20 protein-coding genes are annotated in these 25960 nt (G+C 40.0%); 13 read left to right on the plus strand and 7 right to left on the minus strand.

Annotation, left to right across the window (positions count from 1 at the left end; translation table 11 throughout):
* Positions 1-44 precede the first annotated feature (44 nt).
* The 5 genes from mgtA (at position 45) to AY601_RS05200 (ending at position 8529) form a co-directional block, all read left to right on the plus strand.
* Entirely contained in the window at positions 45-2759 is a 2715-nt protein-coding gene (mgtA, locus tag AY601_RS05185; RefSeq protein ID WP_232324695.1) for a magnesium-translocating P-type ATPase, read from the plus strand.
* Positions 2750-2899: a hypothetical protein gene (locus tag AY601_RS25550; protein ID WP_157287711.1), complete on the plus strand. Its 150-nt coding sequence runs from the start codon at positions 2750-2752 to the stop codon at positions 2897-2899. Before mgtA ends, AY601_RS25550 begins: the two co-directional genes overlap by 10 nt.
* Positions 2883-4013, plus strand: coding sequence for an efflux RND transporter periplasmic adaptor subunit (locus AY601_RS05190; protein ID WP_068397463.1), 1131 nt, complete (start codon positions 2883-2885; stop codon positions 4011-4013). Before AY601_RS25550 ends, AY601_RS05190 begins: the two co-directional genes overlap by 17 nt.
* A 43-nt stretch (positions 4014-4056) precedes the next feature.
* A complete protein-coding gene (locus tag AY601_RS05195) occupies positions 4057-7158 on the plus strand; it encodes an efflux RND transporter permease subunit (protein ID WP_068397466.1) in 3102 nt (1033 codons plus the stop codon).
* A gap of 87 nt (positions 7159-7245) precedes the next feature.
* Complete coding sequence (locus AY601_RS05200) at positions 7246-8529, plus strand: TolC family protein (RefSeq protein ID WP_068397469.1); 1284 nt, start codon at positions 7246-7248, stop codon at positions 8527-8529.
* Between the two features lie 236 nt (positions 8530-8765).
* On the opposite strand, the gene AY601_RS05210 is transcribed toward AY601_RS05200, so the two are convergent.
* Positions 8766-9680 (minus strand): LysR family transcriptional regulator, encoded by a 915-nt coding sequence (locus AY601_RS05210; RefSeq protein WP_068397475.1) that lies wholly within the window; start codon positions 9678-9680, stop codon positions 8766-8768.
* 138 nt (positions 9681-9818) lie between these two features.
* Between AY601_RS05210 and AY601_RS25880 the strand changes: the two genes are divergently transcribed.
* Positions 9819-10604, plus strand: a complete 786-nt coding sequence (locus tag AY601_RS25880; RefSeq protein WP_198163619.1) for an ester cyclase — start codon at positions 9819-9821, stop codon at positions 10602-10604.
* 132 nt (positions 10605-10736) lie between these two features.
* On the opposite strand, the gene AY601_RS05220 is transcribed toward AY601_RS25880, so the two are convergent.
* Positions 10737-11711 (minus strand): hypothetical protein, encoded by a 975-nt coding sequence (locus AY601_RS05220; protein WP_157287713.1) that lies wholly within the window; start codon positions 11709-11711, stop codon positions 10737-10739.
* A gap of 504 nt (positions 11712-12215) precedes the next feature.
* On the opposite strand from AY601_RS05220, the gene AY601_RS05225 reads away from it, so the two are divergent.
* The 5 genes from AY601_RS05225 to AY601_RS05245 all read left to right on the plus strand — a co-directional run bounded on the left by AY601_RS05225 (position 12216) and on the right by AY601_RS05245 (position 16844).
* Entirely contained in the window at positions 12216-13154 is a 939-nt protein-coding gene (locus AY601_RS05225; protein WP_198163620.1) for a hypothetical protein, read from the plus strand.
* A 193-nt stretch (positions 13155-13347) separates the two neighbouring features.
* On the plus strand, positions 13348-14289 hold the full coding sequence (locus AY601_RS05230) for a hypothetical protein (protein ID WP_198163621.1): 942 nt from the start codon (positions 13348-13350) through the stop codon (positions 14287-14289).
* Positions 14290-14578: 289 nt separating this feature from the next.
* Entirely contained in the window at positions 14579-15403 is an 825-nt protein-coding gene (locus tag AY601_RS05235; RefSeq protein ID WP_198163622.1) for a hypothetical protein, read from the plus strand.
* A 268-nt stretch (positions 15404-15671) separates the two neighbouring features.
* Complete coding sequence (locus AY601_RS05240) at positions 15672-16235, plus strand: Crp/Fnr family transcriptional regulator (protein ID WP_068397483.1); 564 nt, start codon at positions 15672-15674, stop codon at positions 16233-16235.
* Positions 16236-16373: 138 nt separating this feature from the next.
* The gene (locus AY601_RS05245) at positions 16374-16844 is read left to right on the plus strand and encodes a RidA family protein (RefSeq protein ID WP_232324696.1); all 471 of its coding nucleotides are present in this window, start codon (positions 16374-16376) and stop codon (positions 16842-16844) included.
* Positions 16845-16925: 81 nt separating this feature from the next.
* Here the strand turns inward: AY601_RS05245 and AY601_RS05250 are convergent, their stop codons facing one another.
* Positions 16926-17351, minus strand: a complete 426-nt coding sequence (locus AY601_RS05250) for a VOC family protein (RefSeq protein WP_068397485.1) — start codon at positions 17349-17351, stop codon at positions 16926-16928.
* 296 nt (positions 17352-17647) lie between these two features.
* Between AY601_RS05250 and AY601_RS05255 the strand changes: the two genes are divergently transcribed.
* Together AY601_RS05255 and AY601_RS05260 are read left to right on the plus strand one after the other, a co-directional pair.
* Positions 17648-18880, plus strand: a complete 1233-nt coding sequence (locus AY601_RS05255) for a TPR end-of-group domain-containing protein (RefSeq protein ID WP_068397488.1) — start codon at positions 17648-17650, stop codon at positions 18878-18880.
* 111 nt (positions 18881-18991) lie between these two features.
* Positions 18992-20083, plus strand: coding sequence for an aldo/keto reductase (locus tag AY601_RS05260; protein WP_068397491.1), 1092 nt, complete (start codon positions 18992-18994; stop codon positions 20081-20083).
* A gap of 105 nt (positions 20084-20188) precedes the next feature.
* Here the strand turns inward: AY601_RS05260 and AY601_RS05265 are convergent, their stop codons facing one another.
* The 4 genes from AY601_RS05265 to AY601_RS05280 all read right to left on the minus strand — a co-directional run bounded on the left by AY601_RS05265 (position 20189) and on the right by AY601_RS05280 (position 25880).
* Positions 20189-20980, minus strand: coding sequence for an SAM-dependent methyltransferase (locus tag AY601_RS05265; RefSeq protein WP_068397493.1), 792 nt, complete (start codon positions 20978-20980; stop codon positions 20189-20191).
* Complete coding sequence (locus AY601_RS05270; RefSeq protein WP_068397496.1) at positions 20973-21773, minus strand: class I SAM-dependent methyltransferase; 801 nt, start codon at positions 21771-21773, stop codon at positions 20973-20975. The genes AY601_RS05265 and AY601_RS05270 overlap by 8 nt, the downstream gene beginning before the upstream one ends.
* A gap of 129 nt (positions 21774-21902) precedes the next feature.
* Positions 21903-22628, minus strand: coding sequence for a glycosyltransferase family 2 protein (locus AY601_RS05275; RefSeq protein WP_068397503.1), 726 nt, complete (start codon positions 22626-22628; stop codon positions 21903-21905).
* A 105-nt stretch (positions 22629-22733) separates the two neighbouring features.
* A complete protein-coding gene (locus AY601_RS05280; protein WP_232324697.1) occupies positions 22734-25880 on the minus strand; it encodes a glycosyl hydrolase in 3147 nt (1048 codons plus the stop codon).
* Between the last annotated feature and the right edge of the window lie 80 nt (positions 25881-25960).

Genomic DNA, 25960 nt, shown 5'->3' on the forward strand with positions numbered 1-25960 from the left:
ACAACCTTCTACTTACTGCAAGCAATAACCTTCTACTTTATAATATGATGACTATCGTAAAAAGAGGCTTAAAAATAAGAGCCCTCGCAGACAACAAAAAAATGATTGCTAATGGCAGCGATGAGGCTGCAGCAACTAAACTTCAGAACGTTTCCCGCTCAGACCAGGACTTTTACCTGGCTATGCTGGATAGTTCAACGGAAGGTTTGTCGGGCATGCAAGCTAAAGAAAGGCTTGGCAAGTTTGGAATGAATGAAGTTCATCATGAAAAAGCTCCGGCATGGATTAAACAATTGATCCAGGCTTTTATAAACCCGTTTATCGGTATTCTCCTGATTATTGCTGTCATCTCTTTTATACTCGATGTCTGGCTCGCTGCTCCGGGAGAAACTGATTATAAAACAGTCACGATGGTCGGTATTATGGTGATGGTCAGCTCATTATTAAGGTTTTTTCAGGAGTACAGAAGTAATAAGGCAGCAGAGCAACTTAAAAGCATGGTGAAAACTACAGCGACTGTGGTGCGCAAGCCTACCGGGAAGAAAGAACTGGATATTAAAAAACTGGTACCCGGAGATCTGATTCTGTTGTCGGCAGGAGATATGGTCCCTGCAGATTGCCGCATTGTACAATCTAAAGATCTTTTCGTTAGCCAGTCCATGCTGACAGGAGAATCTTTACCTGTAGAAAAAAGAAGCCTGGTAGTAAGGGATGCGGAAGAAAAACCATTGGTAGAACTGGATAATATCTGCTTTATGGGGACCAATGTCGTGAGTGGGTCTGCAACTGCAATTGTCGTAAATACAGGAAATCAGACCTATTTCGGCTCACTTAGTAAAGTAATTGTAGGTAAACGTGCGGAAACGAATTTTGATAAAGGGGTCAATAAAGTGAGCTACCTGCTGATCAGTTTTATGATCGTAATGGTGCCTTTGATCTTCCTGATTAATGGATTGGTTAAAGGGAATTGGTGGGATGCGCTGCTTTTCGCAATCGCCGTTGCCGTAGGCCTGACGCCAGAAATGCTGCCGATGATTGTGACCGCGAACCTTGCCAAAGGAGCTGTGAATATGAGTAAGCACAAGGTAATTATTAAAAGACTGAATGCGATACAGAATATTGGGGCAATGGACGTGCTGTGCACGGATAAAACCGGAACGCTAACCATGGATAAAATTGTATTGGAAAGACACCTGAATATTTTCGGACAAGAAGATGAAGAAGTACTCAAATGGGCTTATCTCAATAGTTTTCATCAAACAGGATTGAAAAATCTGCTTGATGTTGCCGTGCTTGAACATGTCGAATTGCATGATTACCTGAAAGTGGAAGAGTACTTTTTAAAAGTCGATGAGATTCCTTTTGATTTCCAGCGGCGCAGAATGTCTGTGGTGCTGAAACAACGCAATGGAAAACATTTACTGATCTGTAAAGGTGCTGTAGAAGAAATGCTTGACCTGTGCAGCCATGCCTTTGATCCTGGAGATGATAAAGAATTACATATAGAATCTGATAAAGTAATTCCTATGGATGAAACCATGCGGAATATGATCCTTCAGACTTCAAAAAAACTCAATACAGAAGGGCTTCGGATCCTGCTTGTGGCCATTCGTGAATTTGATGACCGTGCACTGAATTATGCCGTGGAGGATGAAAAAAACATGATCCTTACTGGGTTTATTGGCTTCCTTGATCCCGCCAAACCTTCGGCGAAAATAGCTATTGAAGCTTTGCAGAAATTAGGTGTGAGCATCAAAGTGCTGACAGGGGATAATGAGATTGTCACTAAAAAAATCTGCCGTGATGTAGGTATTCCTTTCGACAAAATCCTGCTAGGCGCGGAAGTAGAAAAAATGACCGATGCAGAATTACAGGAACAAGTAGGAGAGGTTTCTATCCTCGCTAAATTAAGTCCGGTTCAAAAGTCGCGTGTGGTTAAAATGCTGCAAGTAAAAGGCCATACTGTAGGTTTTATGGGAGATGGGATCAATGATGCTGTAGCCCTTAGAGATGCTGATGTAGGGATCAGTGTAGACACAGCAGTTGATATTGCTAAAGAAAGTGCTGATATCATTTTGCTCGAAAAAGACCTGATAGTTTTGAGAAAAGGGGTAATCTATGGCCGCAGGACCTTTGGTAATATTATCAAATATATCAAAATGACTGCCAGCAGTAATTTCGGTAACATGTTCAGCATGTTAGGAGCAAGTGCCTTTCTACCATTCTTGCCAATGCTTCCTGTACAAATTTTGGTTCAGAATTTATTATATGATGTTTCGCAGATCTCCATCCCATGGGATAAAATGGATGAAGACTTTATCGAAAAACCCAAAAAATGGGATGCCTCAGGAATTAAAAGATTTATGCTTTATATAGGCCCCATCAGCTCGGTATTTGACTATGCCATGTTCGCAGTGATGTTTTTCGTTTTCAAAGCGGATACTCCTGAACATCAGCGTCTGTTTCAAAGTGGTTGGTTTATCGAAGGATTATTGTCCCAAACACTCATTGTACACATGATCAGGACCCGTAAAATCCCATTTATTCAAAGTTGGGCAACCACACCGGTAGTCGCTTTGACCTCATTGATTATGGTTATCGGCATTTTTATACCGTTTTCACCTTTTGCAGGGGCCTTAAAGATGGAGCAATTGCCACTAAGTTATTTTCCATGGTTGATTGGAATCCTGGCTTGCTACTGTCTCCTCACGCAATTTATTAAAGGATGGTATATCAAAAGATTTAATCAATGGCTATAATCAGGGCTGGCAGACAATGGATAATGGCTATCGTATTAATTATACTCGTTATCGTATTCGCAGAATGGTTGGAATACCATTTTCATAACCTATCTAATTTCTCAAACAAAGACAAAGCACAATATGAACTTAAAAAATAAGCGTCAGTCGTATCTGACTGGCATTGCCATGGTCATTATCGGAATGACTGCATCCTGCAAACAGCAAGTAACCAAAGAACCTGCCGCTGATTTTACTTTGGAAGGTGATGTTATTACTGTGCCTGAAAACTCAGGGCTGAAAAGTAAACTGAAATTTATAACAGTTAATACTGAACCTTACCGGATGCAAATGATGACCGCCGGAACGGTTAAAGCTATTCCTACCCAGTTTGCAGAAATTGCCCCGCCTTTTCAGGGCCGGGTAACTAAAAGTTATATCAGATTGGGGATGAAAACGACCGCTGAAACACCCTTGTTTGAAATCAGTTCTCCGGATTTTATTGCCGCTCAAAAGGTGTTTTTTCAAGAGAAATCGCAAATGCAACAAGCTGAAAGGACTTTGAAGCGCCAAAAAGACCTGATGGCTAATGGCGTTGGTACACAGAAAGATTTGGAAGAAGCGCAGACCGGTTATGATGTAGAAAAAAAGGAATATGAAAATGCAGTTATAGGCATTAAAATATTCAAAGCAAATCCGGAAAAATTATCCTTAGGACAAGCGCTTGTAGTACATGCGCCAATTACCGGAGAAGTGATTGAGAATAAAGTGGTTTTAGGCCAGTTTATCAAAGATGACGCAGCCAGTGTAGCCACCGTAGCCAATCTGAATAAAGTATGGGTTGCCGGGCAGGTTAAGGAAAAAGACATCCGTTATATCCATGAAAAGGACGAATGTGAGATAGAAGTAGCCGCGTTACCTGGTAAAAAACTTCAGGGAAAAGTTTACCATGTCAATGAAATTGTTGACGAAGATACGCGCAGTGTACAAGTTCTGATCGAATGTGACAATAGCGACCATACGCTTAAACCGGGAATGTATGTCTCTGTTAATTTTATTGACGCACCCACATCGGCTGTGCTTATTCCACTGAAAGCTATCCTGCAAATGAACGATGCAAATTTTGTTTTCGTGGTTACTGCAGCTGGTAAATATATCAAAAGAAAGGTGGAAACAGGCGATACAGAAGGAAGTCGTGTGGTCATTAAAAGTGGTCTGGCCAAAGGCGAAAAGATCGTATCAGAAGGCGGTTTTTATTTATTAGAAGCTAAGTAATCACATTATTAGAAGCCCAATATCACGCTATAAGCCCAATCATATGAAGCAATTAATTTTTACCGCAATAAAAAAACGCTGGCTCTTTGCAGCTCTTTTTGTACTCCTGGCTGTATTCGGATTTTACTCCTGGAAACAACTTTCCATAGAAGCGTATCCGGATATTGCGGATGTAACTTCTCAGGTAGTTACCCAGGTGCCAGGTCTGGCAGCCGAAGAAGTAGAACAACAGATTTCTATCCCTATAGAACGTGCACTCAACGGTTTACCCGGTATGCATGTGATGCGCAGCCGGAGTTTATTCGGTCTGTCGCTCATCACTATGGTCTTTGATGATGGTGTCGATGATTACTGGGCGAGGCAAAGAATTCAGGAACGGTTAACTGATGTCAAGCTTCCTTTTGGCGCGGTTCCGGGACTTGATCCGCTGACTTCACCAACCGGAGAAATCTACCGGTATATTATAGAAAGCAAAAATCATGATTTAAGAGAACTCACTGATTTACAGAACTGGACAATTATACCAAAGATTAAACAAGTACAGGGTGTGGCTGATGTGACCAACTTTGGAGGGATTACTACCCAATATCAGATAGAAATTGACCCTGCTAAATTAGCACAATATCATATTGCGCTTGCCGATGTACAAACGGCAATCAGTAATAATAACACCAATGCAGGGGGGAGTATTTTAAACCGTGGAGAACAAGGGTATGTCGTTCGGGGGATAGGTCTGGTCAAAGATTTAGCCGCTTTAGGTGATGTGGTTATTAAATCTGTCAATGGTGTACCTGTATTTGTAAAAGATCTGGGCGAACTGAAATATGGTACACTGGAACGCAAAGGGGTATTGGGTTATACGGATCGCAAGGTGAATTATTCTGATGGAATTGCAGGAATTGTAGTGATGCTGAAAGGACAAAATCCTTCCGTAGTACTCGATGGAATTCATCAGGCAATAACAGAGCTGAACCATGGTGTTTTACCTGAAGGAGTAACTATCCGTGCTTATCTGGACAGGACAAACTTAATTAATACTACGCTTGATACGGTTTCTCATACGCTTTTAGAGGGAATGGCATTAGTTATTGTGGTGTTAATTGTTTTCCTGGGAAGCTGGAGAGGCGCATTAATTGTAGCCATCACAATCCCAATAGCGCTGCTTGTTGCATTTATTCTCATGCATTTTACGAAGATCCCTGCCAATCTGCTCTCTCTGGGTGCAATTGATTTTGGGATTATTGTAGATGGTGCTATTGTAATGCTGGAAACCATCCTGAAAAAAAGGGAAGATCATCCTGATCAGGAATTGGAAGAGGTTTCTATTAGTCAGAGTGCTTTAAGCGTTGCCAAGCCTGTTTTATTTTCAACGATTATCATTATTACCGCTTACCTGCCTTTGTTCTCTTTTGAAAGAGTAGAGAAAAAACTATTTACACCCATGGCTTTTACTGTAGGTTATGCTTTGCTGGGTGCATTGGCAGTTGCATTGCTATTGATACCGGGACTCGCTTATGCCGTTTATAAAAAACCAGGCAAAATCTATCATAATACATGGTTGGAAAAACTGACTGCATGGTATGAAAAGCGTCTGAGTAAAATCATGGACAAGCCAAAAAAGGTATTTATGCCGTTGGTTTTAGTGTTGGTAAGCGCTATTGTCCTGTCAGTTATCGTTGGAAAAGACTTTTTACCACCATTAGATGAAGGTTCAATCTGGTTGCAGGTATCGTTGCCTCCCGGGGTTACTTTAGAAAAGTCAAGGGAGATGAGTGATGCACTGAGAGCAGCAACGATGAAACACCCTGAAATCACTTATGTGAATGTCCAGGCAGGTCGTAATGATCAGGGAACTGATTATTTTACCCCTTCACATTTTGAAGTTTCTGTAGGACTAAAGCCTTATAAGGAATGGGAAAGCGGCCGAACTAAAGCCGCTCTGGTTGAAGATTTGTCCAGAGAATATGCTGCTATGCCAGGTTATTCAGTAGCTTTTACACAGCCAATGATTGACGGGGTAATGGATAAAATTTCGGGTGCACACAGTGAATTGGTAGTTAAAGTGTTTGGGAATGATTTTAAGGAAACCAGGAGAATCACTGAAAACGTGGTTTCTACTTTAAGAAAAGTAAAAGGAGCTGTTGATATCGCAATTGATCAGGAACCTCCTCTGCCACAATTACAAATCAGGATAAACAGAGATGCTGTAGCCAAATACGGACTGAATATTAGTGATGTAGCCGAATTGGTTGAGGTTGCTATAGGTGGTAAAGCTGTTTCACAGATCTTTTCGGGCGACAGAGTTTATGATGTGATTTGCCGTTATAAAGAAGCAAGCCGGAATACACCTGAAAAAATAGGGAACCTGATGCTAACTTCATCAACGGGAGCAAAGATTCCTCTGTCGCAGATTGCTGAAGTGAAAACTGATCTGGGCGAAAGTTCTATTTCCAGGGAAATGAACCGCAGACAACTAACTGTCAGGTTAAATTTAAGAGGAGTTGATTTAAGTTCATTTTTGAAAGATGCACAGGCAAAGATTACAAAGCAGGTTAAATATGATCATGAAAAGTATAAAATAGAATGGGGCGGCCAGTTTGAAAATCAAAACCGTGCTTACGCTAAACTAGGAGTTGTTGTGCCTTTAGCCTTAGCCATTATGTTTTTATTACTTTATGGCGCGTTTGGAAAGTTCAGACAGGCAGGTTTGATTTTAAGCATTGTTCCGCTCGCTTTATTTGGTGGGATGTTAGCTTTAAATATCAGGGGAATGACGCTGAACGTTTCTTCAGCAGTAGGTTTTATCGCACTATTTGGTGTCGCTATTCAAAATGGTGTGATTCTGATTTCTCATATCAACGAATTGCGCAAAAAAGGATATGATTTACTCAGGGCAGTTTTAGATGGTGCAAAACATCGCTTCCGGCCTGTTCTGATGACTGCAACAGTAGCGGTATTAGGTCTTTTGCCTGCTTCTTTAGCTACGGGTATAGGCTCTGACGTTCAAAGACCACTGGCTACAGTGATCGTTTATGGCTTGTTTGCCGCAACAGCAATTACATTGTTCGTTTTACCAGCACTTTATTACCTGCTGGAAAGTAAATGGGGCAAGGATGATTTTCAGCCATCGAAAGTGGCTGGTTAATAAATCGATTAGAAACAATCAATCAATAAATCGATTAGAAAAGTAATGCAATAAATCCATTGGAATAAGTAATTCAATACTAAATACATGAAAGTTATTAAATGTTTTTTGTCCTGGTGCCTGTTTACAGGTATCACCTTGAATGGACAAGCACAGGTAGATACCCTGTCTTTAAAATCAAAAATATCTGTGCTTCAGTTCCTGAACCGTGTAGGAAAAGAAAACCTGGGTTATGCCGCAGAAAAGTACAATGTAAATATTGCAGAGGCGGGGATTGAAACCGCGAAGATCTTTCCAGACCCTCAATTTTCAGCAGGTGTATTTGATAATCAGCAGGGTAAATTGAAACTGGGGCAGGGGGTAACATTGGGGCTGGGAACAACCATTGAATTGGGTGGCAAAAGAAAGGCCCGGATTAGCCTTGCTCAAAGTGTGGCTGAATTAAACAAAGCATTATTGCTTGATTATTTAAGGAATCTGAGAGCTGATGCTGCACTGGCTTATTACACGGCAATTCAACAGTACGAATTATTGCAGGTGCAACATTATTCTTATCAAATGATGAAACAACTGGCAGACGCAGATGCGATCCGTTATAAACTGGGCGCAATTACAGAAACAGATGCTAGACAATCCAAACTGGAAGCCAGCAATTTACAAAATAATGTTTATCAGAATGAAGCAGACTGGAAAAATTCGCTGATTAAGCTAAGTGCTTATCTTGGTAAAAAGAGTGCAGATACTTTAGTGATGCCAGATGGCGATTTTGAGAACCTTTCGCGTGATATAAACTATCAGTCCTTAATCAATAATGCGCAGCTCATCAGGGCAGACGCTGTAGCAGCATTAAATAATAAAATTGTCGCGGACAGGAGCCTGGCTTTGGTAAAAGCAAACCGGAAAGTTGATTTAGGAGTTAATGCGGGACTACAGTTTGCTGGTGTTTCGACAAATGAAATTGCGCCAACGCCTTATCACCGTACTTTTAATGCCGGATTTAGTGTTCCGTTGAAATTCTCAAATCATTATAATGGGGATTTAAAAGCTGCTCAATTTGCGATTAAGCAGGTTGGTATTCAATATGAACAGGTTCAGCAACAGATTCAGGTTGAAGTAACACAGGCTTATTTTAATTATACTGCAGCCCAGAAACAGGTTCAGCAATATAAAACCGGGCTGCTGAGTGAAGGGGAAAAGATTTTGACGGCTAAAATATATAGCTATAAACGTGGGGAAACTTCTTTGTTGGAAGTTTTGAACGCGCAAAGGACGTACAATGAAGTACAGCAAGGATTTTATGAATCACAATCGAATTATGCAGCTGCACTGATTGAATTAGAACGTGCTGCGGGGATCTGGGATATTAAATAAGCCTATTGAATGAAATTTTGTTGCTACACTAGCAGACGTTGCGCAGTTAAACATGGTTACTGATCAGCCAATAGTTGGTAAGGCAGTACACGGAGAAGTCATTACACTGGTTAGCATAAGTAATGATTTATGGTGGTTGGTACGTAAAGCCGTCCCATTTATTTGGGATGGCTTTTTAATTGGTAAACCTTCCGCAATACACGCTTTTGGAGACTTCATAACTGTTTTCAGGCTGATTATATGACTGATTTTTCAGAAATTTCCTTTTCGTTTGACGAATATTTAACCAGGTGATTCTGCAAATGCAGTAGTGCAGGATTCGGATTTTCTTTTCTATTGAGCATAATCAACGGAACAGTTTCTTCTGTGTTTTCCAGTGGTATGAATTTTAGTTGTAATGCATATCCATTTTCTACATTTTCAGGTAAAAGTGAAATGCCAAAACCACTTTCAACCAATCTCAACACCGAGTTTAGCTGAGAAGCATGATGTGAGATTTGTGGTGTAAACCCTGCATTTGAACATAAAACTAAAAAACTATCAAATATAGTGGGGCCACATTCGCGCGTGAATGTGATAAATTGTTCATTCGCCAGTTCTTGAACAGAGATCTTTTTTTTTGCGGATAGTGAATGTGTTATGGGTAAAACAGCTACGAATTTTTCTGAGAGAATCAGTTTTTCTTCTAGTTTTTCGGGATGCAGCCAAGTTCTTACAAAAGCGGCATCCAGCGTACCATTATTTAATTCATGGACTAATTTGTGGTTAGGTAATTCCTCAAATTGTAAATTAATGTGTGGATGACTTTTTGTAAATTCTGCCAGCAACGCAGGAAGATTACTATGCATAACTGCACCTACATAGCCAATTCTCAGCGTACCCGTTTCTCCCTGACCATAAATAGCCAGTCGTTTCTTTACAGTTTGCATCTGCAAAATCATTTGCTTGGCATCTTGTAAAAAGTCTTGTCCGGCAGGGGTAAGTATAACGCTTCTTTTAGTCCGTTCAAAAAGTAATACACCCAGGTCATTTTCTATCAGCTGAATCATTCTGCTCAGTGGAGGCTGTGAAATATGTAACCTTTCTGCAGCCCTTCCAAAATGTAATTCTTCTGCTAAAACCAGAAAATAATTCAAATGTCTTAAATCCATAGTAATACTATTCAGGTATTAATTGGTGATAAAAATAGTATTTTAGGTATTAAAAGGTAAATGTAATTTTGTATATGATCTATTGTCAACATGAAAAACTATTTACTCATCCTCTTATTTATTTATTCTTTCCCTGTTATGGCGCAACAAAAAGATAACCTGGTTCAGGCATTACCTTACAGCAAAGTGAAATCTGCTAAAGATTTTATTTTCCTGTCCGGACAAATAGGCATCAATAGTGCTACCGGATTATTAGTAACCAGTAGTTTCGAAGCTGAAGTACATCAGGTGATGAAAAATATTGGAATTTTACTTCATGAAAAGGAGTTAACTTACAGTGATCTGGTGAATGTTACTATTTATTTGAAAAGCATGGACAACTATCCCATAACTAATCAAGTGTATCGTAGCTATTTTACCGGAGATTTTCCAGCCAGAGTTTGTATTGCTGTTACTGATCTTCCTGCGAAAGCAAATATTGAAATTGCGGCTACGGCATTGAACCAAACTAACTTTTCTGCTGAAAACAAACAATTGATCAGACGATTCCTGGAGGAAGTACGCTCGGGTAAAAATCCTGATCGCGCCGGGTTATATATGGCAGATACTTTACTGGCGCATCAACTGAATGCGGAGGCAGAAACAACGGTTAAAAGAACACCGCAGAATTATGCTGAACACGTAAAAGAATTTCTGACTTTATACGGGAATTTTCATTTTGAAATCACTGAAATTATTGCAGAAGGTGACCGTGTTTATGTCCGATGGAAACAAACTGGCAAACATATGGCTACCATTGACGGGCATCCGGCAACGGGAAAACCAATAATTGAAATTGCAAGTGCAGTTTACAGGCTCGAAAACGGAAAGATTAAGGAGTATTGGATTCAGATTGACAGACTCGGACTTGAAAAACAATTATAACCTGGAGATTGTAAAATAAACCGTGTTTCTAAGTTAATAATTAATGAGTTGACAGGGTTTATTTTACATACGCAGGTTGAATCCTTTTTTACTGGTTGGCGGGTGCTTTTATACTGATTGTCGGTTCCTTTTTTACTGATTAAAATAATTGTAATTTCTGATCAATCCGTCATAATCGCTATCTAATCCTTCGATATCACTGCTGCTCAGTCTGCCATTTTCTCCGGCATCACGCAATGTCTTTTTGGTATGTAATAAAAAATTGTGGAAGCTATCATAAAAGTTTTTGTAGTTACCCTCTTTGTTTGCTTTTTTTGCGTTTTCCATATTCAGTCCGGCATTTTTAGCCTGCGCAATTTCTAAGGCAGCAAACCCTGCTTGTGCCTGAGCACTGATCTTTGTATAACTATTTGCATTATCTGATAACAAATCAATAAAATTACGGATGTTCTTCATATCAGTTTTCATCGCAATAATATACTCTTTAAGCGGACTATCTTTCAATACAACGATTTCTGCGGCATCAGCGATCTCGTTCACTTTTTTCATGAGCACAATTTTTTCTGTATATAGTTTTTGAACGGTGCCTCTGATGGTATCAATTAAAGCATAACTTTTAGCTCCTTTGTCATCTTTATAATCCTGAGCGGTCAGATAATCTTTTAACTGCTTATAGTCAGTATTCATTTTTTCGAACTTCGCATTGTACTGTGTTACCTGCGTTTTAAAATAAGCCTGATTCTCTTTTCCCAGTTCAGGAACTGGGTTTTCTATGGTTATACCGTTCATATTGTTAACGGTAAACTTGGTCAAATGAGGATGAATGATGCGAAGGAATCCGAATTTATCACTGGGATTCTTTAAGGCTTTTTCGATTTTTTCAGTGCTTCCGAGAATATCTTTTAAATAAGAATTATGACTGTTGGCCATATCTACAACAAGGTTGGTATACTCAATAACACGGCTTGCAGTATCTGCAGCTCCTTTATCGGTAATTTCTGATGTGGTTTGCTGCGGGGCTTTCTCTTTTTTTTTCTTGTCTTTACAAGAAACAGCTGTAAGGAGTATTACTACACAATAGGAGATATAAATGATAGTTTTTTTCATAGGATAAAGCTTGATGAATGGCAAGGTAAAGATATTTTTTATAACAATAAATAACAGGATGGGACTCATGAGGCCAAAAAACAAAAAGACAAAATTTGATGCTTGATTAGTAAAACGTTTTGACTTATGTGCGCCCGATATACAATTGCGTGTTCGATATACCCTGAAAAAGTATTGTATTTCATTATCACTTGCGATGTGTGACGCCAGATATTATAGTATTCCAGTTTAATTATTAAATTATTATTATTATAGCATCCTTAGGCTTGATTCTTCAGCATCATATTTAAAAGATTCAACATTGGATTGTCCCAATTTGGCAGTACAGATGCTGACTGTGTAAATTATGTGATTTATGATAAATAAATTATCATTGTTGTAATTTGTAATTGTATTTTTATATTGCTTTTGTGTAGTTTTGAAGAAGTGTTTTTAATTTAAACCAATAATTTATGAAGACTAAAAATATAATATTCAGGAGTAATATTGCCTTTAAACACATATATGGAAGCTAATATAGATACTAGAGATCGACGGTTCAGCGGACTCAGCATTGGTACTGGAACGGTTCGCTACTCAGATCTTAGCTATTTGATTACCACGAACGACATCTCTATCAGCGAAGGTTACACAGGTTCGATATTGTTCGGTTTGGATCGTGGAACCTGGGGCGCAGGTACAGTGCCATGGCTTGCCTGTTCGGGAACGGTCTGCCATGTGCCTGCCGAACGTTACCTGGTGCTAGGTGCCGATGGATCGGTAAGAGTTAGTGGCGGTGGCGTTATAAAGGAAGAGGTGCCCATCTCAAGCTGTGGAGTAGACCCGAGGAAGCGTGGACCTCTTCGTGAAGTACGCGGTATTGCGAAAGGTAAAGCTTATGCTGTAGGAACCTGCCGGCAGGCTTATGTTCGCGATGATGAGGATCAGTGGAGATGCATTGACCAGAGCGCCCAGGTCGGTGACACCCCGATCACCGACACGAGCTTTGAATCTATCGATGGGTTCAGCGAAGAGGAAATTTATACCGTGGGTTGGGAAGGAGAAATCTGGAAGTACGACGGTTCTGTCTTTAGCCAGCAGGACAGTCCAACCGAGCTGGCGCTCTACAAAGTTCGCTGCGCACCGGACGGTTTTGTCTATGCCTGTGGTCAGCTGGGAACCTTGCTCCGGGGACGCGATGATCAATGGGAAATAATAAAGCATGAAAGCACCCGGGACGACCTCTGGGGTATGGAGGTTTTCGATGGACAATTGTACGTGTCTTCTACCAGTTTCGTCTATCGACTGGAGGATGGCAAGCTCAATCCTGTTGATTTTGGGGACGACATTCCGAGGACTTGTTATCACCTGAGTGCGGCTGATGGGATTATGTGGTCAATAGGGTCCAAGGATGTAATGGAGTTTGATGGTTCGAACTGGAAGCGAGTTTTGCGAATTGACTAACTGGCTGTCTAAGCCAGGCAAGCCTTTGGCATTGTCTTTCTGATCTGTGATAGAATTAATTTGAATTTAAAAATTCATGGACAGTATAAAAATGAATAGGAGATGTGAGTTGCATTTTTAACCACAAACTAATAAATTATGGAGACTAAAAATATAATATTCGAGAGTAACACCACCGTTAATTTACACATATATGGAGACCAATATGGATACTAGAGATCCGCGGTTCAGTGGACTTAGTATTACTACTGGAACCGTTCGCTACTCTGACCTCAGCTACTTGACTACTACGGACGACATTTCTATCAGCGAAGGTTATACGGGTTCGATACTGCTCTCTCTGGATTGTGGAATTTGGGGTGCTGATACTGTGCCATGGCTAGCCTGCTCCGGAACTGTCTGCCATGTGCCGGTAGAGCGTTACGTGATGCTGGGCACCGACGGATCGGTAGAAGCCAGTGGCGGCGGCACTGTAAAGAATGAGGCCATCGCCAACTGCGGAGTAGACCCGAGGAAGCGAGGTCCTCTTCGTGAAGTACGTGGGATTGCGAAAGGTAAAGGCAGAGCTTATGCTGTAGGAACTTGTCGGCAGGCCTATGTTCGCGATGATGAAGATCAGTGGAGATGCATTGACCAGAGTGCCCAGGTCGGTGACACCCCGATCACCGACACCAGCTTCGAATCTATAGATGGGTTCAGCGAAGAGGAAATTTATACCGTAGGTTGGGAAGGAGAAATCTGGAAGTATGATGGTTCTGTCTTCAGCCAGCAGAACAGCCCGACCGAGCTGGCGCTCTACAAAGTTCGCTGCGCGCCGGATGGTTTTGTCTATGCCTGCGGTCAGCTTGGGACCTTGCTACGGGGACGCAATGATCAATGGGAAGTAATAAAGCATGAAAGCACCCTGGACGACCTCTGGGGTATGGAGGTTTTCAACGGACAATTGTACGTGTCTTCTACCAGTTTCGTCTATCGACTGGAGGATGGCAAGCTCAATCCTGTTGATTTTGGGGACGACATTCCGAGGACTTGTTATCACCTGAGCGCGGCTGACGGGATCATGTGGTCGATAGGGTCCAAGGATGTAATGGAGTTTGATGGTTCGAACTGGAAGCGAGTTTTGCGAATCGACTAACCCAGCTATACTTTTTATTTCAGGAATTTTAATAATCGAATCTGTCATTGAGTTAATTTGAATTTAAATTGGAAAAAAAAACAGGTGCTTTTAGAGAATTTTTTTAACTAAAACCAATAAATTATAAATGCTAAATATATATTATTCAGGAATAATATGAGTGTTAATTTACTCACATATGGAGGCTTATATGGATTCTAGAGACCCAAGGTTAAGTGGACTCAGCATTAGTACCGGAGTAGTTCGTCACTCAGACCTTTGCTATTTTATTGCCACGCACGACGAGGCTATGAGCGAAGGTTACACCAGTTCTATACTTTATACGCTGTATGGTGGAATCTTGTATGCCGACCTGGTGCCATGGCTTGCCTGCTCCGGAACTGTCTGCCATGTGCCGGTAGAGCGTTACGTGATGCTGGGCACGGACGGATCGGTGGAAGCCAGTGGCGGTGGTACTAAAATTGACGAGGACATCGCCAGCTGCGGAGTAGATCCAAGGAGACGCGGGCCTCTTCGTGAAATACGTGGTATCGCAAAAGGTAGAGCCTATGCTGTAGGAACCTGCCGTCAGGCCTATGTTCGTGAAGACGAAAATCAATGGAGATGCATTGACCAGAGCGCCCAGGTCGGTGATACGCCGATCACCGACACCAGCTTCGAATCTATCGATGGGTTCAGTGAACAGGAAATTTATACCGTCGGTTGGGAAGGAGAAATCTGGAAGTACGACGGTTCCCTGTTCAGCCAGCAGAACAGCCCGACCGAGCTGGCGCTCTACAAAGTTCGCTGCGCGCCGGATGATTTTGTCTATGCCTGCGGTCAGCTTGGGACCTTGCTTCGGGGACGTAATGATCAATGGGAAGTGATTGAGCATGAAAGTACCGAAGAAGACCTCTGGGGTATGGAGGTTTTCAACGGACAATTGTACGTGTCTTCTACCAGTTTCGTCTATCGACTGGAGGATGGCAAGCTCAATCCTGTTGATTTTGGGGACGACATTCCGAGGACTTGTTATCACCTGAGCGCGGCTGACGGGATCATGTGGTCGATAGGGCCCAAGGATGTAATGGAGTTTGATGGTTCGAACTGGACGAGACGTCTGCGAATTGACTAAGCCGGGAATTTTGTAGGCTTAAGCCAGATTATCAAATAATAAAATTGGTCTAAACCGAAATTTGCAGAAGATTAACAAAATAGGATTTATGATAAAGCATAGATCCCATTTTTGTTATTTCAAACCAAGCAAGAGTTAATAAGAAAATTTAAAAAATCTGATCAATTATTATCGCAATACACATCCAACTCAACACGAAATAAAAAAAAACAAGAATGCCAGTCCCGGATACCTTAACTTTGCAATCATCTTTTATAACCGCTCAACAATGTATCAGGCACTGAGGGAACATATAGAAAAAATCACACCACTTAGTGAGGATGAGTTTGCTTTTGTCTGTACTCATTTTAGTATTAAAAAGTTCAAAAAACATCAATTTCTGGTTCAGGAAGGGGAAGAGGTAAAGTATTCTTACTTTGTCGTTTCCGGACTTCTGAAGTTGGTACATACTGATGATACAGGGAAGCAGCGTGTTGTTTCTTTTGCAATGGAAGATTGGTGGGAAAGTGATTACTATGCATATTTCACTCAGACCAAAGCGACCATGTCGCTAGAGTGCATTGAAGATACGGAAACCTTATGCCTTTTACTTGAAGACTATAAAAAGCTATGTGATAGTTTGCCAAAGATGCAGCGTTTCTTCCTTGAAAAAGCGAATTTCGGTTTTATAGGATCGCAACGACGCATTATATCCTGGCTAACCTCTAATTCCAAAGAGCGTTATGAGCAGTTAATTAAACAATACCCCTCACTTATTCAGCGCGTACCCAAGAGCCTTCTTGCTGCGTATCTGGGCGTTTCGCGCGAAACCTTAAGCAGGTTATCTCCTTAATATAATCTTTCTTAATTTGTTGGTTTAACAGCTCTCAATTCTTAGTGTGACAAACCTCACTTTTTAATCGTGAGGTTTGTCAAGAGTCAATTCCAGCTCTTATGAACAACTTTGCAGTACAAATTTTAAACTGCAATCATGAAGAAAAGCAGCAAACTTTTAGCATTTCTATTCATAACCAGTGTACCAGTATGGGCACAGGCTCAAAAGACTAATCAAATGGAAAAAAGAAGCATTAACCCCTGGAAATGGCAGGATGAACGCAGTTATGTACAAGCTGTTGAAGTGAAAAATGTAGAAAGTACGCTTTATGTTTCAGGACAGACTGCTATCAGCGCAGATGGAATATCTAGTAATGAAGACATGAAGTCTCAATTAATTCTGGCTTTACAAAATCTGGAAAAGGTTATTGGTGAAGCCGGATATGAATGCAAAGGGATCGCAAGATTAAACATCTATACGACTTCCACTGCAGAGCTTTGGCCACACTTTGCTGTTTTTCAAGACTGGATAGCGAAACATGAAGTTAAACCAGCACTCACTTTGCTGGAAGTTAAAAGCCTTTTTGAAACCTTGAAGGTTGAACTAGAGGCTACAGTTGTAAAATAAGTAGTCAATGTTATAAAAAAGCCGAATCATTATAAAGATGATACGGCTTTTTTTGTAAATAATAATATTATATAGGTTTAACTATTTGTTATCATATGCATAACTGATCATCCATTGAACGCCAAACTTATCATTAAACATTCCGAAGAAATCACCCCAGAAAGCTTTGGCCAGTGGCATGGTCACTACACCTCCTGCGGAAAGCCCATTGAATAATTTTGTAGCTTCTTCTTCACTGTCTGCTTTGATGGCAATATAAGCATGGTCACCTTTGTTGACCGGCCCATAACACGCTGGTCTGTCACTATCCATTAAAAAACTTCCACCACCAATTGGTAAGGAAATATGCATAATCTTATTGATTTCGCTTTGATCAGGCCAGTATTCTTCTGGCATAGTATCAAATCTGGAAACCATTTCGAATTCACCTCCAAATACGGACTTATAGAAATTAAATACTTCTTCGGTATTACCATCAAAGTTTAAATAAGGGTTGATTGCTGCCATGATTTATGATTTTAGATTATAAATTTTGTCTGTTTTGAATTGTTGTATAACAAATGTAAAAGCATTTTAATGTTTTGATAGGGTATGAATTAGCCAATCTTAGTGGTTGTTTGCGACTAAGAAATCAGGTATGTTATAGTTGGATTAATAATAACTACCGAGATGGAGATGATTGGTTTTTTGGAAATTACCGATCCTATGATATAGAAATAGTTATAAAATGAGATTAATAAAAAGAATGTTTTTTTTTAGGCTGATTTGTGTGTTTTCTGCTACCTTGTACTCAAAAAATAGCGATGAGAAAAGTTGTTGCCGTATTCCTGGTAATAAGTAGTATAGCCTTTTCGGCTTTTAGTCAGCAGGCAACTGTGTCTGCTGAACTTGAACAAGCATACCGGGCTTCTTACCAATCGGTTATGGATGCTTATAAACAGAAGGATTATGTTGCAGCGGAGACAGAACTTATTAAATTTCGTAACAAATTTATAGGTATGCCTGCTAGTATAAAGCGTAATTATCCTGATGTGATGGCTAATCAATATTATAGCCTTTCTTGTGTAAATGCCCTGAATGGCAATAAAAATAAAGCAATGCTATATTTAGACAGTGCTTTCCGCAATGGTTACAGTAATTATAAAAATATGCTGACAGATACTGATCTGAATCTTTTGCGTAAGGAAAAGCGATTCAAAATAGTATTACAGCAAATTAGAGAAAAAGGGGATTACGGTTATATTCTTCAAAAATCTGGTGCTTATAATCTTAAAGATAAAAGGGTAGTGGTGAAATTTACTTATCAGGATCCGAATGCACCCGAGCTGGTTAAATTCAGAAAGCAATATAAACTGGATTCTGTAAGTGGAAATGGAGATGAAATCAGCAGGTTTAAAAATTTGCTATTTTGGGTACATAATGTGATCAGGCATGATGGCAATTCAAGTAATCCAATCCATAAAAATGCGATTGATTTAATAGACATCTGCAAAAAAGAAGATAGGGGAGTGAATTGCAGGATGATGGCGACTGTGCTGAGAGATACCTACCAGGCTATGGGGTTTAAATCCAGAACGGTTACCTGCATGCCAAAGGACACTGCTGATCTTGATTGCCATGTTATCACAGTTGTCTGGTCTGAAACCAAAAATAAGTGGTTATGGATGGATCCTACTTTTAATGCTTATGTAAGTGATGATAAAGGCACCCTGTTAAATGTAGAAGAAGTAAGAGCGAAACTGATCAAAGGAGAACCATTGGTTTTAAATGAGGATGCGAATTGGAATAACAAAACTAAGAAAACCAAGGAAGATTATCTGGATTATTACATGTCAAAGAACTTATACTGGATCAATTGTGATGTTAAAAACGAATGGGATGTGGAGACCCGGGGAATTGGAAAACCGCTTCTGGAGATTGTCCATTTATATCCGGGTGGATTTTCCAGGATTAAAGGAGATAAAGTGATTAATAAAAGTGACATTACTTATGCAACTAATAATGCTGTTGATTTTTGGGCTAAACCGGGCAACTAAATAAGCTTACTGTAATTGTTTGATATTTGCTATGATCTGTTTGATTTGAGCAAACAGGAGTGTCCCATGCTGTAGTACTTTTATGGAATAATTCCTTAAAAACAAAACAGAATGGATTTAACAAATTACAGAACCCTTGGGAAATCAGGGTTAAGGGTAAGTCCGCTTACGCTTGGAACAATGACATTTGGTGAAGAATGGGGGTGGGGCTCAACTCCTGCAGATGCTGAAGCCATAATGTCTGAATATATAGCCGCTGGCGGAAACAGTATTGATACTGCCAACATTTACACTAAAGGGCACTCTGAAAAAATTATCGGTGATTACTTAAAGAGTACTGATATTCGCAGGGATCAGTTAGTCCTTTCCACTAAGTTTTACTGTAACCTGTATCCGGGCGATCCTAATGCGGGTGGTGCAAGTAGAAAAACAATTATAAGTTCCCTGGAGAATTCATTGAGAAGATTGCAAACCGATTATGTGGATTTATACTGGATGCATGCTTTTGATCCATTTACGCCAATTGAGGAAACGATGTCAGCTCTGCATGATCTGGTTACTGCTGGAAAAGTTCGCTATATCGCGATTTCTGACACACCTGCTTGGAAGGTTGCACAGGCTCAAATGATTGCTCAGTTTCGTGGCTGGTCTGCTTTTGCAGCATTACAAATTGAATATTCACTGCTGGAAAGAACTGTGGAGGGTGAATTGATCCCAATGGCACAGGATCTTGGAATAGGAGTAATGCCCTGGTCACCTTTGAGAGGCGGGATTTTAAGCGGGAAATATACAAGAGCAAATCAGGGAGAGACCCAAAGCGGAAGAAATAGTCTGGAAGGAGGCACTCATTTTGATGAAAATACTTACCAGATCATTGATCGCTTAACTGAACTTGCAAAGGAAAAAGAAACTACTCCTGCCAGTGTTGCTTTAGCCTGGGTAGTGAGCAGATCCGGAGTTACTTCTACTCTAATTGGCGCACGTACAATGGGGCAGCTGGATCAGAACCTGCAGTCTTTAGCTGTGTCATTATCCAATAATGATATTGCATCATTAGATGCGCTTTCAAAACCAGTGTTAAATTTCCCGATGGAGCTTATCAATAACCGGGCAGCAAATTTGGCTCAGGCAGGTACAAGTGTGAATGGAGTAAGCTCTTTAAAGCTTCCTTTAGCACCACAAAGCATTAAAGAAGTCTATTAAATTTTTAGGCTTAAGCTAAAAGCCCTTTGATAAGTGGTACTTGTGCAATGGCTCTGTGATAAACGGGGCCATTGCACAAGTAAGTGGATAGTCGATCGGCTGATTTTATGTACTTTGAACTGCTGATTTCAGAGAGAGCTCCAGCACGATTCCTCCGGGAAATTTATCTTCCCATACCGGGTCTGTTGATAATATCCTGCTATTATAATCCAGTAAGTTTGCCATGAAAATTATCTCTTCTGCGCTATAAATATGATCAGTTGATGTAAATTCCACGGTTTCAGAATGTGCTGCCGATTGAATGTTAAATGTTATCGGAACCTCTGCTGTATGGCTGAAATGATCCCATTTAATTTTACCGCTTGGCCAGGCATACTTAATCAGTTCGCCTGCTGAATTTTGAACCTCCTTATACGTAACTACAGGATTTGCAACATATTCCATAGTATAAAAAACATCATGTAACTCTATAAATATTTTTCCTTTATCACTTAATAGTGGTTTAATATAGAAGAGTAGATCGAAAACTTTATGCATAGGTATTGCACTGAAGGCGCTGTATAAGCAAGCAATACAATCAAATTTAACGTTACCAGTATTATTTAAAATAGATTCGGGCAGGTATCCAACAATGTAATGATCAGGTTTTAGAAATCCCTGCGACACGGCCAGCTCCTTCATTTCCTGACTTGAATCTGCAGCCCATACCTCTATATCACCTTTTTTAAAGGCTTCTATAGCGTGCAACGATTGTCCTGCAAATAGTTCGATAAATGACTGACATGGATTCTCCGGTTGATAGGTTTGGAGTATGAGTTCAAGCTGGCCTTTGAAATCTCTGTTATTAGTTACAGCTGCATAGGAGCTGGCATATTTTTCATATAGTTTATTATTCATGTGCAGTAGATTTTGCAGGCTCTTTTCGAAAAGATAATTGTAGCACAACTGAACTCGGGTAAAGCGCTGCCCAAGTTGGATGTTCTGTATAGATCATGGATTCCAATCCAACAAGTTTTGCAAGAAATACGATATGTTCTGCACTATACATGGTGTCATAAGAAGTAAATTCCAGTTTATCAGTACGTTGTGAAGACTGAACTAAGAATTGTACCGGAACTTCTGCGCGGTAAGTGTAACGATCCCATCTTATTTTGCCGCTTGGCCATGCATATTTAATGAGTTCCCCTCTCGAATTTTCTATCTCTGTATAATGGATTTGTGGGTTTGAAAGGTATTCAGTCATTAAAAAGATGTCATGCATTTCGATAAATATTTTGCCGTTTTCACTTAATTTGTCTTTGCAGTGATTGAGCATAAGAAATACGTCTTCCATATTCAGGTTACTAAGACCATTATATAAACAGGTAATACAATCGAACTTTGTTTCTGTAACGCTTAACAATGCATCTGGAAGATCTGCAACTATATACTTTTCCGGGTTTTCAAATCCTTCAGCTAATGCTAGCCGTTTCATCTCAATACTTGAATCTATAGCCCAGACATCAATACCGTGTTTTCTTTGTGCTTCTATACTGTGCAGTGATTGTCCGGCGAATAATTCCAGTAATGACTTGCACGGATGAGCCGGGTCATAAGTTTCAAGAATGAGCTCCAGCTGGCTTTTAAAATCTCTGTCATTGGTTACATCTGCATAATAACTTGCAAACTCCTTATATAGTTTATTCTTCATACTGATATAGTTTATTGTTTCTTTTTAAATACTCCGCAAACCTTTGAATGCCTAAGCAATTTAACTTGGATTAACAGATTATTTTAGGGTCAGATGACCCTAAATGCGCTTAAGAATCCAGCACAGTACTCAGTTAATCGCTTCCCATTTCCTGCCTAAACGGTATCCCCATTTCTTCTCATAGTAAATATCCTGTTTCCACATCAGCTCATTAAACCGCTCTGGCTCTTGCTTATTTAGTGTAGTATGATCCAGGTGATCTACCAGAGAAGAAGTAACCAGAACATGCACTAAATTTAATGCTGAAAGTAAATGTGTATAATCGTGGGAGGCATGTCTGAAGATAAAGTTCTCATCTAAATGGCCTGTTACATGGAGCATACTGCGCTTGAAAAAAAGGCACCATCCAGAAACCTCAACACGTTCTCTGTAGCCTTGAAGTAAACCAATATTGGGTTCCATACCTATTTTAGTATGATGAATAGTACACATTGGAGAAGCACTGGAAACATTCCAATAAGTGTTAAAAGGTTTCAATATTTCCGTTGCCCATTGCGGATGGAAAAGCAAATCATTATTGCATAAACAGATATAGGGTGCTGAGGTCATTGCAATACCGATATTCATATAGCGGTTGTAACCAAAGGGCTGATCCGGATAAACCGTCTGGCCATACTCGTATTGAAAAGGCTTTAAATCTTTTTGAGATTCAACAACGATGATGTTGAATTTGATCAGTTCCGGATCTTCAGAAGCCATTAATGAAGTGAGGCAGTTCCTGGTAACTTGCTTTAATTCATCTGTTTGCGCAAAGCTTAGAATGATAATATCTATTTCCTTGATTTTTGATGCCATAGTTTATGAATTAAGTTTAACCAAACAATTAGCGTTAAACTATTTTCTAAATTATGACAATCCTAAAGAATTATTTAGGGTCAATAGTCCCAATTTACTGTGGGATTACTTTACAATCTCCAACTGAACTGGTCCTTTTAATCCTGAGGATTGTAATTTTACAGTGGGATCATACCAGTCATAATAAGTTGAGGTTATTCTTTTGTTTTCAGGCAGTTGATGATCCCCAATCAGCCTGTTTATCCAGTTATTGACGACTTTGATTTCCAATTCATTTTTGCCTGGCCTCAATGCTTTGGTAATATCAATTTTGTAAGGTGCGCTCCACACTCCGCCAACAGCTATTCCGTTAACCTTAACTTTTGCTATAGCGATAACATTTCCCAGATCTAATACTATTCGTTCTTCATTTTTAACTTTTGACAATTCAAAACTATGATGATAATAAGCGGGGCCGGAGTAATATTTAATAAGCTCATCTTTATTTTGGATCCAGTCTTCTAATTGTTTAAAGATTACTGGTTTGGAAGGCCCATTCAGGTTAACATCAAAGTTAACCAACCACGGGCCTGTGAGTAGTATTTTTTTGACTGGCTCAGGATAATTTAAGTATTTATTTTTTTGAATACTGTCCTGCTTTCTGAAAACTATAAAAGCGCTTTCATAAGCTGTTAATTTTAAGGGAACTATGGTGGATCTGGCAGTTTGAGTATATTCAGGAAGGTCACGAATATGGCCTGTAGTTGCGTCCCATAATTCAGGGATTTTTCCGGAAATCCGGAATTCAGGACTTAGCTGTACAACCTCGCTTTTTTGATTGGAAATAAAATAAACTGAACCATCTTTTAGTGCTCTGTGAATGAAAAGTACAGAATCGGTTACAGCTGTTTTAAAATCGGGGATGATGTTCTTTAATTTAAAAGCATCTTCCAGACTCATTCCGTCAATCACCATTCCTTTCCCGAAGTGATTGACTTTAATAGTGGATGAATTGATATTTCCCCAAAGTTCAGCAGTTAGCTGCTGAACTTCGAGATCTGCCTTGCCGAGGTTTTGTAAACTTGGTGATCTGGATGGTCTGGGGCCTAAAATTACTGCCCCTTTAGCTACCATTTCTTTGAGCTTTGCCAGCAATTCAGGCCTCATGCTTTCCAATCTGGGCAAAACCAGGATCTTGTACTGCATCCCATCGGGTAAAACCAAATTGCCGTCTTTTACCGTTAACCTGTTTTTAATCACCTCTGCATTGATATAATCAAACGCATAGCCATTGGGGAGGGCCGGTTCTTGTATTCCTGTCATTTTTGGAGCGTCTTCGCTAATGAAATAAGCAACATCTGCTACATATTTTCCCTGCTGCAAGATTAGATTACATCTTTTGATATATTTTAAGAAATCATCCATATCGTAAAACCACGTATTTTTGCGGTTAAATTCAGTTCCGAAATAAGCGTTCATCCCTGGTATTTTACCTCCGTCAGGCTGCTGGATATAAACATGCAGCAAAGTGTTGTTAATTCCTTCAGTAAAAGAGCGGTCTGCACGTTGTTTCAATGTAGCGGGGTAATTCATGAAGTACTGATCTGTTGTTGTAAAAGATTCAGCAGAAACTTTTGTTTTTCCGTAGATATGTGCACAGGACGAAGCAGCTTTGTTTTCTATGATACCCTTGATGCCTTCATTCCAGAATTCACCACTAACTTCATCAGACTGTCCTCCATATTGTAGAAATTCTCCGGGAAAACCATAATGACCGTAATTTTCCAGCCAGATAGTTAATCCGTTTTGATGACAGATGTCTCTAAGTCCGCCCACATAATCATAAGCGACTTTATCAGCTATAAAACGTCTGATATCCCATAGAAAACGATCCGAATGGTCAGCGCTTCCCACCACATTTCCTTGCAATACCGGAAGATAGGGAAGCGGATCATAGCCATAAGTCAGTTTAAACGCTGTGATGAACTGATCAGTCCAATTCTGGCTGCCAGTTTCATAACTATCTCCTACGGCCACTTTCCAAGTTTTACGATCTTGTGCAGGAATACGGCGTATAATTTCTCCCAAAAAGGCATTAAAGTGTGCAGTAATATGTGATCTGCTCATTTTATCAACTTCAAGCCCTGTTCCTTCAGGAGTTGCATGTGCATTCTGAACTTTTGTAGGTGTCATTCCAAGACGTTCAATAATCCATTTTCCTGCCGGCACCTGCCAGTTTAAGGTACCATCAGGCAACATGTATTTCGAAATATCCAAAACTTTATCCGGATCAATTACATAGGTTTTGTCTTCGATAACAGGTTGAGGCTGCCATTGATAGGCAGGCCAATATACATAACCATCAGGCCACATCTTTGCGAGCGTTTTTTCCAGATAATTTTCTACAAAAGGTACAGATGAGAACTTAATTTCTGCAATTCCGCAGTTTGCTTTATAAGCAGTAAATATTAACCGGAAATCTTTAGCTGTAGTAGCAGGAAGTGAAATAGTTGCCGGGCCATAAGGAATAAAGCCGTTCTTAAGGTTTGGATTTGTACGGTCTATAATAAAATGTTTTATGGTTTGATAGGTCTGGTTGATTTTGACTTGAAGATCACCTTCTAAACGAGCAGGAACATGCGCTGTATAAATGACAAGACTGCGGGCGGTATATGGTTTCTCTGTAGAAATATTTAGTATAAAAGGTTTTTTAGCAGGGAGATGGAGAATTGTTTGTTCGTTTTGGTCTGTTAAGTTATCCAGGTTTTTTAGTGTGGGGATAGCGCTAAGCTGAGGTTTCAGGTGCCGGATATCTGTACCATAATCTTTAGGCGCAGGATAAGCAATTACTTTCACGTCCTGGAAAACAGAATCAGGTTTTTCTAGTTTTTGATGGATTTGAACTGGACCATTAATCACAGTTTCTGAAGCAGTAAGATAGCGCATAGACTGCGCTGGTTTAACCCATGGACCTCCCGATTGACTCCATCCCGGGCAATTAAAAATCCCTATTTCGATGCCTAATTTAGTAGCTGTTTTTAAGGCGGTATGCAAAATGTCCCACCAGGTTGCTGTAAATAGTTTTACTGGGCCCGCATTCTTTTCACCCCAGGTCACATTTGCAATAAATGCACGGTTAATTCCCACCTTTTTCATAGCTTCAAGATCCTTTATCACACCTTCTTTTGATATGTTTCCAGAAACCCAGTACCAATAAACACTAGTTTGAATACTATCTGGAATCTGATGAAATCCCATTTCTAATGCAGCCATCCGGACACTAGCTTTAGGTTGTGAATGTGCCTTAAATGCACTAATAGTAACCAGTAGCAAACAAAGAAAAATTGTTTGGA

This window comes from Pedobacter cryoconitis, assembly GCF_001590605.1.
GTDB lineage: Bacteria > Bacteroidota > Bacteroidia > Sphingobacteriales > Sphingobacteriaceae > Pedobacter > Pedobacter cryoconitis_A.

Bases quoted from the DNA above. Each gene is read 5' to 3' on its own strand.
- AY601_RS05260 (WP_068397491.1), top strand. From the start codon at position 18,992: ATGGATTTAACAAATTACAGAACCCTTGGGAAATCAGGGTTAAGGGTA.
- AY601_RS05200 (WP_068397469.1), top strand. From the start codon at position 7,246: ATGAAAGTTATTAAATGTTTTTTGTCCTGGTGCCTGTTTACAGGTATC.
- AY601_RS05225 (WP_198163620.1), top strand. From the start codon at position 12,216: ATGGAAGCTAATATAGATACTAGAGATCGACGGTTCAGCGGACTCAGC.
- AY601_RS05265 (WP_068397493.1), bottom strand. From the start codon at position 20,980: ATGAATAATAAACTATATGAAAAATATGCCAGCTCCTATGCAGCTGTA.
- AY601_RS05235 (WP_198163622.1), top strand. From the start codon at position 14,579: ATGAGCGAAGGTTACACCAGTTCTATACTTTATACGCTGTATGGTGGA.
- AY601_RS05275 (WP_068397503.1), bottom strand. From the start codon at position 22,628: ATGGCATCAAAAATCAAGGAAATAGATATTATCATTCTAAGCTTTGCG.
- AY601_RS05255 (WP_068397488.1), top strand. From the start codon at position 17,648: ATGAGAAAAGTTGTTGCCGTATTCCTGGTAATAAGTAGTATAGCCTTT.
- AY601_RS05195 (WP_068397466.1), top strand. From the start codon at position 4,057: ATGAAGCAATTAATTTTTACCGCAATAAAAAAACGCTGGCTCTTTGCA.
- AY601_RS05230 (WP_198163621.1), top strand. From the start codon at position 13,348: ATGGAGACCAATATGGATACTAGAGATCCGCGGTTCAGTGGACTTAGT.
- AY601_RS05240 (WP_068397483.1), top strand. From the start codon at position 15,672: ATGTATCAGGCACTGAGGGAACATATAGAAAAAATCACACCACTTAGT.
- AY601_RS25550 (WP_157287711.1), top strand. From the start codon at position 2,750: ATGGCTATAATCAGGGCTGGCAGACAATGGATAATGGCTATCGTATTA.
- AY601_RS05270 (WP_068397496.1), bottom strand. From the start codon at position 21,773: ATGAAGAATAAACTATATAAGGAGTTTGCAAGTTATTATGCAGATGTA.
- mgtA (WP_232324695.1), top strand. From the start codon at position 45: ATGATGACTATCGTAAAAAGAGGCTTAAAAATAAGAGCCCTCGCAGAC.
- AY601_RS25880 (WP_198163619.1), top strand. From the start codon at position 9,819: ATGGCGCAACAAAAAGATAACCTGGTTCAGGCATTACCTTACAGCAAA.
- AY601_RS05190 (WP_068397463.1), top strand. From the start codon at position 2,883: ATGAACTTAAAAAATAAGCGTCAGTCGTATCTGACTGGCATTGCCATG.
- AY601_RS05210 (WP_068397475.1), bottom strand. From the start codon at position 9,680: ATGGATTTAAGACATTTGAATTATTTTCTGGTTTTAGCAGAAGAATTA.
- AY601_RS05220 (WP_157287713.1), bottom strand. From the start codon at position 11,711: ATGAAAAAAACTATCATTTATATCTCCTATTGTGTAGTAATACTCCTT.
- AY601_RS05250 (WP_068397485.1), bottom strand. From the start codon at position 17,351: ATGGCAGCAATCAACCCTTATTTAAACTTTGATGGTAATACCGAAGAA.
- AY601_RS05245 (WP_232324696.1), top strand. From the start codon at position 16,374: ATGAAGAAAAGCAGCAAACTTTTAGCATTTCTATTCATAACCAGTGTA.
- AY601_RS05280 (WP_232324697.1), bottom strand. From the start codon at position 25,880: ATGGCTGCATTAGAAATGGGATTTCATCAGATTCCAGATAGTATTCAA.